The following is a 13,967-nucleotide window of genomic DNA, read 5'->3' on the forward strand; positions in this document are numbered from 1 at the left end:
CCCCCACCCCTTGAAATTCCCGATCAAAAGCACGGATCCGACGAGCTGAACGGCTATCGTCGCCGCCGCAAAGCCAACTGGCGCAGGCAGGTTTACCGCCTTCATTTCCGAAACGATGACTGGAAAGTTGAAGAGCCCGAATATACCGGCACTCCAAAAGAGCGTCGTGAGCAATACCCGACCGACGATCAACGTAATCGGACTTTCGAGAATCCAGGCGATAAAAGGGGACATGCGCGTCTCCGTGATTGACATGGGCGCAGTATATATTGAACCGGAAAGTCTGGTAAATAAACCCTGACTCGCTCATGGTCGCTGCGCCCCGCATCTCGCGGCGACCAGATGCGGAGCAACCCCTCGAACGCAAGTGGTGATTGGGCGACGCCGTTTCGCCGAAAAGGCGTACGGGTTCTACAAAAACCAATGCTCGTAGCCTGGAAGAAGGAATCTGTTCAGCCAGCCAATCCGGCATCTCGGCATCATCTGGTTTACGGTCTTCAGTCGCATGCATGAGGCCAAGCGGAACCCCATACAAGCCGCTCGGGGAAACTCTGAGTCAAATATTCGACGCTTTTGGCTAGGTCGGTGTAAGGAGGGTATTCAGCCTCACTGGATAAATAGGGCGCGGAAAGTTTGAGCCAAACGCGACCGGAATCCATGAGCTTCGCCAAGCTTTCTCTTACTGCATTCGCCAAGCACGGGACGTGGTGTATCCGGGCGTAGTGGTCGAGTACAATCGGAACACCGAGGCCCAAAAGAAGCTCAGTGCTGTCGAGGAGTTGTTGTCCTGTAAGGTGAAGCTGAATGTGCCAATCGAGTCGTCCGATTCGCCGCGCGAGAGAATGGAGCATCGGGAACGACGTCGCGCCGGCTTGCACCTGATTAAACCGAATGCCCACTACTCCATCATCGTCCAGAGCGTCGAGTTCAACGTCGGACACAAGTTGATTGACAACGGCGATGCCCCGAGTCGTCGAGCTATTCCTGCGCCACTCGAAACCGATGCGATCGAAGCAATCAACTGCATGCGCGAGTCTGTTGACTAAGTACTGCTCACAGCCGAGGTTCGGTGGAGCAGTACGATCATCCTGCGTCACCAGAAGGTTAGGGGTCGCTACATCAAAGATTCAAGCTGCGCCAAGAAAGAAAAACCGAATGGAAAAGGGCGCGTCATGCGGGTGGACATGACGCGCGAAGGGGAAAACTGCCGATCGCGACCGAGCGCGTAAGCGTCCGAGTTTCAGACCTAACGAGCCCTCTCACAGTGTCGCTCGTCAGCCAAAGTCTAGCCAATCACATTTTCGACGGCGAGTAAGGATTTTCTGAAAATATCGTCGGGATACGCGCAATCTGCTCGTGCGAACACAGTGCCGCCGGAGACCGAAGAGTGGCGGAGCATGAGATACGTTCGACAACACCAATCAGTGACCGGCGAACCGTCTGTCGACGCAATTGCGGCCCATGAGCTACTTGGGGGGCTCCCACAGAGCGCACGAAATAGACCTCCCAGAATCCCCTTGAAATCCGCTTTGACGGCGCGACGCAAGGCAGCACCTGCCTGGTGTTGACGGATCGAGCATGTAGAGTGGGGGCCGAAGTTTGCGCGAAACCCTCCGGAACGGCTTGTACAACCCGCAAACCGGTGCGCGCCGTCCCAAGTGACACTCCCTCCTGGTTTTTCGCGCAGCGAGTTCATCCATTCGTGCTTGGTCGCCCACGCCCTGCCCGAACGGATAGGTGTGGGTCGTAACGGCGCGCGCTACAGTTTCCCTTGAGTGGTCCAGCGCCCCTCGGTCTCCAAACCTGCCGCCCGCCCAGAGCGGGCTTTTTTTGCCCGACATCAGTCGCGTATCAGGTACCTGTCGCGGCTTTTCACGTCCTTGATCCAGTTGGGCGCACGCCCCCTCCCTGACCACGTCGCCCCCGACTTCGGGTCACGATATTTGGCCGGCACAACGCCTCCCGTTGTCGCCGTGCGCGCACGCCGCCTTCGACCGAAGATGTCCTGCTAGGTAAACCCGTAGTCGGCAACCTTGGCTCTGATGTCCGCGAGCACATCCTCATATTCTGCCGCCCGTGCTGCCGCCGCCTGCTCCTCAAGCGCTGCCATTTGTGCCTTCAGTTCCCTGAACGTCGCCATGACTCGTCTCCCCCATCCAAACACATGTTGGCGATCTTAGCTTGCTTCAATATTGGGCGATTGCTAGCTGGCCCCGCAGCAGCGCTGTGGGATTGCACAAGTTCAGTAAGCATCTCTGCCAGGTCGCGTTTCAGGAAAACAATCCCCGCTGCCGTGCGCCCTGCGGAAGCGGCAGAGAGACCTTCGCACGTCGGACGGTGCGACGGCGCACGAGGGCCACGAGTTCCGTGCAAACGTTATCCGCGATCAGCACCAGTGAATACAGCCGCGGGCCATCGGGCCCAGGCCCGGGCAATGTACGCCGCGAAATGCGCCACGCCGGGCGTCGTGCCGTCCGACTGGCGTGGAGGCTTTTCAGGGCGTCCAACGCACGCCACGTTTTTCAAAGGAATCGATACATAACACGTCTGTTACGATAATCCTTCTTATCTTGCGGACGACGTGAGTATAAGTCCCAAAACGGCGGTCGATTCCACATCACGATTAATATGGACTACGTTATATTCCTTGAATCCGAAATCGCCATCGACTAGATCTGAGAGATCTGACCGGCAGACACTGTGATGGCACAGAATGAACGACGAGCTGTCCAGGAACAGTCCATCTTGCGTATCCCAGCCAGACGAGACGACTCCAGGGTCAGCTGGCGATGAAGCCAGAGGCGTCCGTGGTTTCTCTTAGGCACGGCGGATCATTTCCTGTCTGAAGGCCGCGCAAAGGTAGGCCATCATCCCGCCGCATCCTGTGATTCTCGCTGAGACATTCTCGCTGTCTTCAGCGAGCGGCACAGTCTTCCATCGCGGTTGTCGGATTTCGATGTCAAACGGCACTTCGTACTGAGCGACACCTAAATCACCGCGCTTGCATCACAAGCGTTCCATTGCACCGATCTGGTGAATTCCATCCCGCATCACGTGGCCATTTGCTCAGTCACTTATGGGCGACGACTTCACAGGCTTGGCACGCCAGCCTTGGCGCGGTCCTTGCTTGGACCACGGCACGCTCGCGATTGAAATCCATTGCGTGCAACACATCACTTCGGAAATCCCAGGATGGAACACAAGCCCAATTCGCTTCAACGTCGCCGCTGGCTCGCCGCGCTGCTTGCCGCGCCCGCGCTGACCCTCTTCGCAGCACAGGCCGCCAACGCCGACGCACTCGACGCCATCACCAAGCGCGGCACGCTGCGCGTGGCCGTCCCCGAGGACTATCCGCCGTTTGGCGCCGTTGGCCCCGACATGCAGCCGCAGGGCTACGATATCGACATGGCTGCACTGCTCGCGAAGTCGATGAAGGTCAAGCTGCAGCTCGTGCCAGTCAATAGCGGGAACCGCATTCCCTACCTGCAGACCGACAAGGTCGATCTCGTGATCTCCTCGCTCGGCAAAACGCCGGACCGCGAAAAGGTCATCGACTTTTCGCAGGCCTATGCCCCCTACTTCCAGGGCGTGTTCGGGCCGGCCGATATCAAGGTCGCTGGACCGGCGGACCTCACCGGCAAGACCGTCGGCGCGACCCGCGGCGCGCTCGAAGAAGTCGCGCTCACCAATATGGCGCCCAACGCCACCATTCACCGCTTCGACGACAATAACGCAACCATCCAGGCCTTTCTCTCCGGGCAGGTGCAGTTGATCGCCGCGGGCAATATCGTCGCCGCGACGATCCTCGCGAAACACCCGCCACGCGAACCGCAGATGAAGTTCGTCATCAAGGACTCGCCGTGCTTCGTAGGCCTCAACAAGAACGAGCCGCAACTGCTCACCAAGGTCAACTCGGCCATCGAGCAAGCGAAGAAGGACGGCTCGCTCCAGGCGATGTCGAAGAAGTGGTTTGGTCAGCCATTGCCCGCCAATCTTTGACGCTGCCACCCGCCCCCGCCACGCGCGGGGCGGGCGCTTTCACCTCTGCACAACCCTCCTACCTTCATGAGCTATCAGCTTCAGTTCGGCGACCTCGCCGCCTATGCCGGTATGTTCGCGAGCGGCGCGTCTGTCACGCTCGCGCTCACGGCGGCCTCGACGCTACTCGGCATCAGCCTCGGTGTCGCGGGCGCGGCCACCTACCAGAGCCGCCGCGCGGCGCCGCGCACGGCCGTGCACGCCTACGTGGAGGCAATTCGCAACACGCCGTTTCTCGTTCAGCTTTTCTTTGTGTTCTTCGGGCTGCCGGCACTCGGCGTACACATCGGCGAATACACGGCGGCGGTGCTCGCCATGACGCTGAACCTCGGCGCGTATTCCGTCGAGATCCTGCGTGCAGGCATTGAAGCGGTGCCGCGCGGACATCACGAGGCCGCTGCAGCACTCGCGATGTCGCGCCGCGAAACCTTCGTGCATGTGCTGCTTCCGCAAGCGTTCGCGAAAGTGTTTCCCGCCCTGGCGAGCCAGATCGTCATCACGATGCTCGGCTCGGCCGTCGTCTCGCAGATCTCGGTCGCGGATCTCACGTATGCGGCAAGCTACGTGCAGTCGCGCAATTTCCGCGCGTTCGAAACGTATTTCCTCATTGCCGGGATCTATCTTGTGATGGCGCTCCTCTTGCGCGCCGCCCTGACTGCCGCCGGCCGGCGACTCTTCACGCGCAACATGCGAGGTGCGCGATGATCGACTTCACGTTCGCGCAGATCGTCGAAGGGTTGCTCCTGGCCGCGCGCTGGACCGTCCTGCTCTCGCTCGTTTCGTTCATTACGGGCGGTGTGGCGGGTTTGTTGCTGCTTGTGATGCGGGTGTCGAACTCGCGCTTGCTGCGCTCGCTCGTGCGTGTTTACATCGAGGTGTTCCAGGGCACTCCGCTACTGCTGCAACTGTTTATTGTGTACTTCGGGTTGCCGCTGCTAGGCATCGACGTCTCGGCATGGATGGCGGCCACGCTCGGCCTCACCTTCTTCACTAGTGCCTATCTCGCCGAGATCTGGCGCGGTTGTGTGGAGGCGGTGCCGAAGGGCCAGTGGGAAGCGTCGGCCAGTCTCGCCATGAACTATTTCGAGCAGTTGCGTCACGTGATCCTGCCGCAAGCCGCGCGCATCGCCATCGGTCCGACTGTAGGTTTCGGTGTTCAGGCCATCAAGGACACGGCACTCGTATCGATCATTGGCTTTGCCGAACTCACGAAGGCTGGCACACAAATTTCGAACGCGACGTTTCGTCCGTTTCTCGTGTACGGACTCGTCGCGATAATCTATTTTGCCTTGTGCTATCCGCTTACGCGGTATGCACGGGTGCTGCAAAGGAAATGGCATGCCGCTCGTTAAGACCGAGGGCGTCGAGAAGCAGTTCGGCGCCCACCATGTACTGAAGGGAATCGACTTCACAGTCGAACGCGGCCAGGTGGTCAGCATCATCGGGCGCAGCGGGTCCGGCAAGAGCACATTGCTGCGGGCGCTGAACGGGCTCGAAAGCATCGACGCGGGATCGATCAAAATCGACGGAGAGCACGTCGATGCGCGGCACGCGGACCTGCGCGCGCTGCGACTGAAGGTTGGCATGGTCTTTCAACAATACAACCTGTTTCCGCATCTCACCGCCAGCGAAAACGTGATGCTTGCGCAAACGGTCGTCAAGAAGACGTCGCGCAAGGAGGCTCGTGCCATCGCACAGGAGATGCTAGAGCGGGTTGGCCTGGGCGGTAAATTCGACGCGTATCCCGATCAACTCTCGGGCGGACAGCAGCAGCGCGTCGCGATTGCACGAGCGCTCGCCATGAAGCCGAGCGTGCTGCTCTGCGACGAAATCACGTCCGCGCTCGATCCCGAACTGGTCGGCGAGGTGTTGAGTGTCGTGGAAAGCCTCGCGCGCGAGGATATGACGCTCATCATGGTCACCCACGAAATGCGCTTCGCGCGTGCAGTCAGCGACACCGTGGTGTTCATGCACGAAGGCCGCGTATGGGAAAGCGGGCCGGCCGAGGAAATCTTCGGCCGACCGTCGACGCAGGAGCTGCGACGCTTCATTCAGTGACTCAATGTCACGCAGTGAGTGAGCCTTACTGGTCGCCGTTTGGAATGCCTTCTATCGGACACTCCGCGGTGCCAGGCGTGCTGCGCGTGAGTGCTTCCACCGCGCGCCGTGTGCCTTCGGGATCCTCCACCCAGTTCCGGTAGAACCCGAACGGGCACGTTGCCACTCCGTTGGCGCCGTCGTCCGAATTGAGCGTGCCCGTGTAGCCGCGATGCAGCAGCTTGTACAGATGATTCTGCGACTGCATGTTACGCCGCGCATCGCGAATCATGCTCAGCGAGAGTTCGGCGTACTGCACGCCCATCTCTTCCTCGCCGCATTCGCCGAGTGTGCGTCCGTCGAAGCCGACGATCGCTGAATGGCCAAAGTACGAATACACGCCGTCCCAGCCCGTGGCGTTCGCCACGGCCACATACGTGTTGTTCATCCACGCCATGGCTTTCGCGACCATCACCTGCTGCTCCTTGGCCGGGTACATGTAGCCCTGGCAGCGCACGATCAGTTCCGCGCCGCCCATCGCGCAGTCGCGCCAGATCTCCGGATAATTGCCGTCGTCGCAGATGATGAGGCTGATCCTGAGGCCCTTTGGCCCCTCCGTCACGTAGGTGCGATCACCGGGATACCAGCCTTCGATCGGCGTCCACGGCATGATCTTGCGATACTTCTGCACGATCTCGCCGCGATTGTCGATCAGCACGAGCGTGTTGTACGGCACCTTGTGCGGATGCGCCTCGTGGCGCTCGCCGGTCAGCGAGAACACGCCCCACACGTTGGCTTTGCGGCACGCTGCGGCGAAGATGTCGGTTTCCTCGCCGGGCACCGTGGACGCCGTGTCGAACATCTCCTGGCGGTCGTACATGATCCCGTGCGTCGAATACTCGGGGAAGACCACGAGATCCATGCCCGGTAATCCCTGCTTCATGCCGGTCACCATTTCGGCAATGCGCCGCGCGTTCGCGAGCACCTCGGCCTTCGTGTGCAGACGCGGCATCTTGTAGTTGACGACCGCGACGCCCACACAGTCACGGCTGCTCGAAATATCACCATGTCGCATGATGTGTTCTCCTGAAAGTTCAGATCAGTGGCTGATCATCCACGGCCGCCCCGCTGGCCGCTTGAGGCCGCCGGAAGACTCGCCTGCGAGCTTCGCGCCGCCGCCAGAACAGCAACTGCAACCGGGGCGGTGGCGCAGCGACGGCCCGTCGCCGGACTGACGCGGCGCGTGCGCGGCGCGTTCGTTCGTCGCGTGCGCGTGGCGGCGCGTGCCCGCCATCAACGCGAGCGACGGCGCGCTGATCACGCGCGAGCCTTCGCCGCCGCAATCGGGGCAGCGGCACGGTTTTTCGCGCTCGGCAATGCGGCGCATGACGGCGAACGGGCCGCAACTTGCGCATTCGAAGTCATAGATCGGCATGACAGGTCCTTGAGTGACAATCGGTTACGCCTTCGCGAGATCGGGCGAGCACGGCAGATCGACACCGCCCTTGATGTGCTGGATCGGACCTTCGGCATTGGGTCGAATGTCGAAGTCGAAGATCTGCGTGGGCAGCCACAACGTCGCACACGCGTTAGGAATATCGACGACACCGCTGATATGCCCCTGCACTGGCGCGCAACCGAGCAGCGAATACGCCTGTGCACCCGAATAGCCGAACTTCTTCAGATACTCGATGGCGTTCAGGCACGCCTGCCGATACGCGACGGTCACGTCGAGATAATGCTGGCCGCCTTGCTCGTCGACCGAAATGCCTTCGAAGATAAGGTAGTCGTTGTATGCGGGTGTGATCGGGCTCGGCTGGAACACCGGATTGCGAATGCCGTATTTCGCCATACCGCCCTTGATGAGATTCACGCGCATATGCACCCAGCCCGCCATTTCGATCGCGCCGCAGAACGTGATCTCGCCGTCGCCCTGGCTGAAATGCAGATCGCCGACGGAAAGGCCCGCGCCATCCACGTAGACGGGGAAAAACACCTTCGAGCCGCGCGACAGGTCCTTGATGTCGCAATTGCCGCCGTGCTCGCGCGGCGGCACGGTGCGCGCGCCTTCGGCCGCGGCCTTGTTGCGCGCGTCGCCTGCCAGCTTGCCCATGTGCGCCGTTGCCGCAAACGGCGGATTCGCCAGCGGCGGCACGCGCTCGGGCGCGGTCGCGATCAAACCGGTTTCGCGCGCGTTCCACGTTTCGAGCAGCTTCGGATCGGGCAGGCAGCCGATCAGGCCCGGGTGAATCAGGCCCGCGAAATTCACGCCCGGAATATGGCGCGAACTCGTATACACGCCATGGAAATCCCAGATCGACTTTTGCGCGTCGGGGAAATGATCGGTGAGAAAGCCGCCGCCGTTCGACTTCGAGAAGAAGCCGTTGAAGCCCCACTGGCTGTCCGGCTTCGCGCCGATGTCGAGCAGATCGACCACGAGCAGGTCGCCCGGCTCCGCACCCCGCACGCCCACGGGGCCCGAGAGAAAGTGCACGATCGACAGGTCGATGTCGCGCACGTCGTCGGCGCTGTCGTCGTTCTTGATGAAGCCGCCGGTCCAGTCGTAGGTTTCGAGCACGAAATCTTCGCCGGGATTCACCCAGCAGGCCATGGGAATGTCCGGGTGCCAGCGGTTGTGGACCTGTTCGTTTTCGTAGGCGGACTGGTTCAGGTCGACCTTGATGAGGGTTTCAGGCATTGCGTTCGCTCCTTGGTTCGAAGGTTCGAGGGTTGGCGGATAGTGAAGCTCGGCGCTCACACGGAGAGGTATTCGCGAATGCGGTCGGTGTCGCCGGCATCGCGCGTGCTTTGATGCACGAAGCGCCCGCCCTCGATCACGAAGAGCCGGTCCGCGACATCGAGCGCGAAACTCAAGACTTGCTCGGACACAACGATGGCAATGTTGCGCGTCAGGCGAATCTGGTTCAGCGCCTTCGCAATGTCCTTGATCACAGACGGCTGGATGCCCTCGGTCGGTTCGTCCAGCAACAGCACTTTCGGGTCGGTCGCGAGCGCGCGTGCGATGGCGAGTTGCTGCTGCTGGCCGCCCGAGAGATTGCCGCCCTTGCGCCGCCGCATGTCGAACAGCACGGGAAAGAGCGCGTAAATATCGTCGGGGATGCGCTGGCTCTGCGCGCGTTCGAGCCCCGTTCGTATGTTTTCCTCGACCGTCAGCGAGGCGAAAATCTGCCGCCCTTGCGGCACGTAGCCAATGCCGTTCGCGACGCGCCGATAGCTTTCGTCTTTCGAAACGTCGGCGCCGCCCACGCGCACCGTGCCGCGGTTGGCGGGCAGCATGCCGATGAGCGCCTTGAAGAGCGTGGTCTTGCCCATGCCGTTGCGGCCCATCACCGCTACGCTTTCGCCGTTGGCGACCGAAAAGCCGATGCCGTGCAGCACCTCGCTCTGGCCGTAGCTCACGACGAGATCGTCGACTTCCAGCATGATGTGTCCTCCGTTCAGTCGTTGCTGTCGTTCAGTGGCCGACTCAGTGGCCAAGATAAACGTCGATCACGCGCGGATCGGCCTGCACCTCCGCCATCGGCCCTTCTGCAAGAATCTTGCCTTGATGCATCACCGTGACCTTGTGCGCAATGCGCTCGACGAACGCCATGTCGTGCTCAATCACGATCATCGAGCGATTGCGGCAGATGCGGTCGAGCAGCTCCGCGGTCAGTTCGCGCTCGCGCACGCTCATTCCCGCAATCGGCTCGTCGAGCATCAATAGTTCGGGGTCCTGCATGAGCAGCATGCCGATTTCGAGCCATTGTTTCTGGCCGTGCGAGAGCAGCCCCGCCTCCAGATCGAGACATGCGGCAAGGCCGATTTCGTCGGCGACGGCGCGCACGCGGTCGGCCACTTCGTCGTCCTCGCGGTACGCGAGTGCGCCGAACACGCTGCGTCCGCGCGGAAACGACACTTCGAGGTTCCGCGCGACACTCAGGTTTTCGTAGATCGACGGCGTCTGGAACTTGCGGCCAATGCCCTTGCGCACGCGCCGGAATTCCGCGAGCTTCGTGATTTCCTCGTTGCGGAACTTGATGCTGCCCGCCGTTTCCTTCGTCTTGCCGCAAATGAGGTCGAGCAAAGTCGTCTTGCCCGCGCCGTTCGGTCCGATCACGACGCGCAATTCGCCGCGCTCGAGATAGAGATTCAGCGAATCGATCGCCTTGAAGCTGTCGAACGACACGGTCAAGTCTTCGATTGCCAGCAAAAAGTCAGTGTTGCTCATGCTTCATGCCTCCTTGTTCGCCGCGCCGAGCCAGCGCTGCACGCGCGGCCGCACATGCTCGTCGTAGAGGCCCGCGAGCCCGTTCGGAAACGCCATCACCACGCCGATGAACATCACCGCCATCAGGTAGAGCCAGAGATTCGGAAAGCTCTCCGAGAACCAGCTCTTGCCGAGATTGACGAGAATCGCGCCGTACACCGCGCCCACGAGCGACATGCGCCCGCCGATCGCCGCGTAGATCACCATCTCGATCGACGGCACGATGCCGACGAACGAAGGCGACATGAAGCCCACCTGCAGCGTGAACATCGCGCCGCCGATGGCCGCGAGAAGCGCCGCGAGACAGAAGGCGAACGCCTTGAACATGGCGACGTCGTATCCGGAAAAACGCACGCGGTCTTCCTTGTCGCGCATCGCGAGCAGCAGCGTGCCGGCCTTGCTGCGCTGGACCCAGCGGCACGCGAGCAACGCGCCGATCAGCAGCACCGCGTTGACGAAATACAGAACGAGCTTCGCGTGGTCGGTGCGAATGTCCCAGCCGAGCAGCGCGCGCAAGTCGGTGATGCCGTTCACGCCGCCCGTGTAGCCTTGCTGGCCGATGATCAGCACCGAGAGAATCAGCGCGACGGCCTGCGTGATGATCGCGAAGTACACGCCGCCCACGCGCCGCTTGAACATGGCGTAGCCGATCACGAACGCGAGCGCCGTCGGCACGACGAGCACCGCGAGAATCGAGAACGGCAGCGAGTGGAACGGACTCCACCACGCGGGCAGCGCCGTGAGCTGGTTCCAGTCCATGAAGTCGGGAATGCCGGGCGTGGTCTGCGTGCGCGTCGCGGCCGGGTCGGACGCCTCGAGCTTGAGGAACATCGCCATCGCATAGCCGCCGAGGCCGAAGAACACGCCCTGGCCGAGGCTCAGCACGCCGCCGTAGCCCCACGCGATCACGAGGCCCATCGCCACGAACGCGTAGGTCAGGTACTTGCCCATCAGGTTCAGGCGAAACGTGTCGAGCGCGAGCGGAAACACGATCACGATCAGCACTGCGAGTATCGCGATGCCCGCATAGCCCGACACGTCGAGCCGCGCCGCGATCGCGCGCCAGCCGCCCGGCGCAGCGCCAGGACCGGATCGCGGGGAGACGCCGCCCGCCGCGGGTTGGATGGGTTCCATGTCCACCTCTCCATAAGAATGAAACAGTGAATGAGCCGTGCGCCTGAGCGCGCGCCCCGCGATGTCCCGGGGTGTCCTTACACGCGCCGCACCTTCGAGGCGAACAGCCCCTCTGGGCGCAGCATCAGGATCACGACGACGGTCAGCAGCGTGAGCACGCGCGCGTTCGAACCCGAGAGGAAGAACTCGCTGATCGACTGCATCTGCGCGATGCCGAACGCCGAGGCCACGGTGCCGAGCAGGCTCGCCGCGCCGCCGAACGTGACGACGAGAAACGAATCGACGATGTAAAGCGAGCCGCTCGTCGGCCCGGTCGAGCCGATCGCCGTGAACGCCGCGCCCGCGACGCCTGCGATGCCGCAGCCGATCGCGAAGGTCATGCGGTCGGTGCGGCGCGTGTTGATGCCTGCCGCGTTCGCCATCGGCCGGTTGGCGACCGTGGCGCGCACACGCAGGCCCCAGCGCGAGCGATAGAGCGCGAGCAGCAGGCCGCCCGTCATGACCAGCGCGAGTCCCATCACGAACATGCCGCTCACGGGAATGTCGAGGCCCTGTGCCGGCTCCCACGATCCCGTCAGCCAGTCGGGCAGCGCGGGGCTCACTTCCTTCGGCCCGAAGGTCGAGCGAAACACCTGCTGCATGCCGAGGCTCAGGCCCCAGGTGGCGAGCAGCGTGTCGAGCGGACGCCGGTAGAGATGCCGGATGAGCGCCCATTCGGCGAGCCAGCCCGCCGCGAATGCGAGCCCGAACGCTGCGAAGATCGCGAAGAAGAAGTACACGGGCGTGAACGCGTGCCAGACGTTCTGCGCGAACCAGGAAAACATGTAGACGGTGTAGGCGCCGATCGTCATGAATTCGCCGTGCGCCATGTTGATCACACCCATCTGGCCGAATATCACGGCAAGCCCGAGCCCCATCAGGAGCAGGACGCTGAACAGGCTCAAACCGGCGAACCCCTGCATCAGCGTGATGTTGAAAATGTCGGTAGCGGACATCGAGCGCTCCTCGCGCGGCGGCGCATGGCGTCGCCGCGCAGCTTCGGTTGACGGATTACATGTAGCCCTTCGGGAACGGATTCGGCTGGATTGGCTGCGCCGACTCCGCGACGACCTTGAACTGGCCGTCCGCCTGGCCCTCGCCGATCAGCGAGCGGCTCCACAGGTGATGGTTCGCATCGACCTTGGCGTAGCCCTGCGGCGCGTTGCCGACCTCGATGCCCGCCGACGACGCCACCACCTTGTCCACGTCGAAGCTGCCCGCGCGCTCGCACGCGGCCTTCCAGATCCACGGGCCGAGATACGCGGCCTGGGTGACGTCGCCGATCACGGCCTTCTGCCCGTAGCGCGCCTTGAACGCCGCGACGAACTTTTTGTTGTTGTCGTTATCGAGCGACTGGAAGTACTTCATCGACGAATAGAAGCCCGCGAAGTTGTCGCCGCCAATGCCGAGCACTTCGTCCTCGGTCACCGAAAGCGTCAGCAGGAACTGCTTCTGCGGTGTGATGCCGGCCGCCTTCAGTTGCTTGTAGAACGCCACGTTCGAGCCGCCCACCACGGTCGCGAAGATGCAGTCGGGGCGCGCGAGCTTGATCTTGTTCATCAGCGAATTGAATTCGGTCGTGCCGAGCGGGTAATACTCTTCGCCCACGACCTTCGCGTGCAGATGCTGCTCGATATGCCGGCGCGCGATCTTGTTGGAGGTGCGCGGCCAGATGTAGTCCGAACCGATCAGGAAAAACGTCTTGGCTTTCTTCGTATTCGACGCCCAGTCGAGCGCCCAGAGAATCTGCTGGGTCGCTTCCTGGCCCGTGTAGAACACGTTCTTCGACTGCTCGAGACCTTCGTAGAAGGTCGGGTAGTAAAGCAGGCCTTTATCCTTCTCGAACACGGGCAGCACCGCCTTGCGCGAGGCCGATGTCCAGCAGCCGAACACCGCGGCGACGTGATCGTTTTCCAGCAGCTTCTTCGACTTCTCCGCGAAGGTCGGCCAGTCGGAAGCGCCGTCTTCCTGAATGATCTGGATCTTGCGGCCGAGCACGCCGCCCATCGCGTTGATCTGCTCGATCGCGAGACGTTCGGCCTGAATCGAGCCGGTCTCGGAGATCGCCATCGTGCCCGTAGCCGAGTGCAGTTGCCCCACCGTGACCGTCGTGTCGGTCACGGCGAGGCCCGTGGTGTTGACCTTCGCCGTGGGCGGCGTTTGCGCAAACGAGGTGCGCGGCATGCCGAGCGCCATCAGCGGCGCGGCGGCGAGGCCGCCGATCAGTTTGCGGCGCAGCGGCGACGGCATGCGGGCATCGTCATCGAATCTATCGTCTGCGGACATCACGTTCTCCTTATCGGGTGCCCTGCGCTTCATGCCAGGGCTGGGTCGAGGTTGGACGCAATGTAGAAAGCCAAATTGGCGATCGAAATACGTCGATTGACGTATTCCCCGTTTTCGCACTGGAATGTAATTTGCATCGAGCTTCGATCCCGCCGCTTTCGCA

Annotated in this window: 14 protein-coding genes and 1 pseudogene; 5 read left to right on the forward strand and 10 right to left on the reverse strand. The window is 62.0% G+C overall.

Annotation, left to right across the window (positions count from 1 at the left end; all coding sequences use genetic code 11):
* Window positions 1-234: DoxX family membrane protein (locus VSR72_RS29770; protein ID WP_342955865.1), on the reverse strand; the 234-nt coding region annotated here is incomplete at its 3' end.
* 470 nt (window positions 235-704) lie between these two features.
* On the opposite strand from VSR72_RS29770, the gene VSR72_RS29775 reads away from it, so the two are divergent.
* The gene (locus tag VSR72_RS29775) at window positions 705-1,046 is read left to right on the forward strand and encodes a hypothetical protein (protein WP_342955866.1); all 342 of its coding nucleotides are present in this window, start codon (window positions 705-707) and stop codon (window positions 1,044-1,046) included.
* Window positions 1,047-1,840: 794 nt separating this feature from the next.
* On the opposite strand, the pseudogene VSR72_RS29780 reads toward VSR72_RS29775, so the two are convergent.
* Window positions 1,841-2,140: pseudogene (locus VSR72_RS29780) on the reverse strand (H-NS histone family protein).
* A 1,052-nt stretch (window positions 2,141-3,192) separates the two neighbouring features.
* Between VSR72_RS29780 and VSR72_RS29785 the strand changes: the two are divergent.
* From VSR72_RS29785 to VSR72_RS29800, 4 genes are all read left to right on the forward strand, one after another.
* Window positions 3,193-3,999: a transporter substrate-binding domain-containing protein gene (locus tag VSR72_RS29785; protein WP_342955867.1), complete on the forward strand. Its 807-nt coding sequence runs from the start codon at window positions 3,193-3,195 to the stop codon at window positions 3,997-3,999.
* Between the two features lie 66 nt (window positions 4,000-4,065).
* The gene (locus VSR72_RS29790; protein ID WP_342955868.1) at window positions 4,066-4,743 is read left to right on the forward strand and encodes an amino acid ABC transporter permease; all 678 of its coding nucleotides are present in this window, start codon (window positions 4,066-4,068) and stop codon (window positions 4,741-4,743) included.
* Window positions 4,740-5,390, forward strand: coding sequence for an amino acid ABC transporter permease (locus VSR72_RS29795; protein WP_342955869.1), 651 nt, complete (start codon window positions 4,740-4,742; stop codon window positions 5,388-5,390). The genes VSR72_RS29790 and VSR72_RS29795 overlap by 4 nt, the downstream gene beginning before the upstream one ends.
* Window positions 5,377-6,096, forward strand: a complete 720-nt coding sequence (locus tag VSR72_RS29800) for an amino acid ABC transporter ATP-binding protein (RefSeq protein WP_342955870.1) — start codon at window positions 5,377-5,379, stop codon at window positions 6,094-6,096. The genes VSR72_RS29795 and VSR72_RS29800 overlap by 14 nt, the downstream gene beginning before the upstream one ends.
* A 25-nt stretch (window positions 6,097-6,121) precedes the next feature.
* Here the strand turns inward: VSR72_RS29800 and VSR72_RS29805 are convergent, their stop codons facing one another.
* The 8 genes from VSR72_RS29805 to urtA all read right to left on the reverse strand — a co-directional run bounded on the left by VSR72_RS29805 (window position 6,122) and on the right by urtA (window position 13,804).
* Entirely contained in the window at window positions 6,122-7,150 is a 1,029-nt protein-coding gene (locus tag VSR72_RS29805) for an aliphatic amidase (RefSeq protein ID WP_342955871.1), read from the reverse strand.
* A 24-nt stretch (window positions 7,151-7,174) separates the two neighbouring features.
* On the reverse strand, window positions 7,175-7,510 hold the full coding sequence (locus tag VSR72_RS29810; RefSeq protein WP_342955872.1) for a zinc ribbon domain-containing protein: 336 nt from the start codon (window positions 7,508-7,510) through the stop codon (window positions 7,175-7,177).
* Window positions 7,511-7,534: 24 nt separating this feature from the next.
* Complete coding sequence (fmdA, locus tag VSR72_RS29815; protein ID WP_342955873.1) at window positions 7,535-8,773, reverse strand: formamidase; 1,239 nt, start codon at window positions 8,771-8,773, stop codon at window positions 7,535-7,537.
* Between the two features lie 56 nt (window positions 8,774-8,829).
* Window positions 8,830-9,519, reverse strand: coding sequence for an urea ABC transporter ATP-binding subunit UrtE (urtE, locus tag VSR72_RS29820; RefSeq protein ID WP_342955874.1), 690 nt, complete (start codon window positions 9,517-9,519; stop codon window positions 8,830-8,832).
* A gap of 43 nt (window positions 9,520-9,562) precedes the next feature.
* Entirely contained in the window at window positions 9,563-10,306 is a 744-nt protein-coding gene (gene urtD, locus VSR72_RS29825) for an urea ABC transporter ATP-binding protein UrtD (protein ID WP_342955875.1), read from the reverse strand.
* Window positions 10,307-10,309: 3 nt separating this feature from the next.
* Complete coding sequence (urtC, locus tag VSR72_RS29830) at window positions 10,310-11,479, reverse strand: urea ABC transporter permease subunit UrtC (RefSeq protein WP_342955876.1); 1,170 nt, start codon at window positions 11,477-11,479, stop codon at window positions 10,310-10,312.
* A gap of 77 nt (window positions 11,480-11,556) precedes the next feature.
* Window positions 11,557-12,474: an urea ABC transporter permease subunit UrtB gene (gene urtB, locus VSR72_RS29835; protein ID WP_342955877.1), complete on the reverse strand. Its 918-nt coding sequence runs from the start codon at window positions 12,472-12,474 to the stop codon at window positions 11,557-11,559.
* 55 nt (window positions 12,475-12,529) lie between these two features.
* Window positions 12,530-13,804 carry an urea ABC transporter substrate-binding protein gene (urtA, locus tag VSR72_RS29840; RefSeq protein ID WP_342955878.1) on the reverse strand — a complete coding sequence of 425 codons (1,275 nt, stop codon included), beginning with the start codon at window positions 13,802-13,804 and terminating at the stop codon, window positions 12,530-12,532.
* Window positions 13,805-13,967 lie beyond the last annotated feature (163 nt).

It is taken from the genome of Paraburkholderia sp. JHI869, assembly GCF_038900775.1.
Classification (GTDB): Bacteria; Pseudomonadota; Gammaproteobacteria; order Burkholderiales; family Burkholderiaceae; genus Paraburkholderia.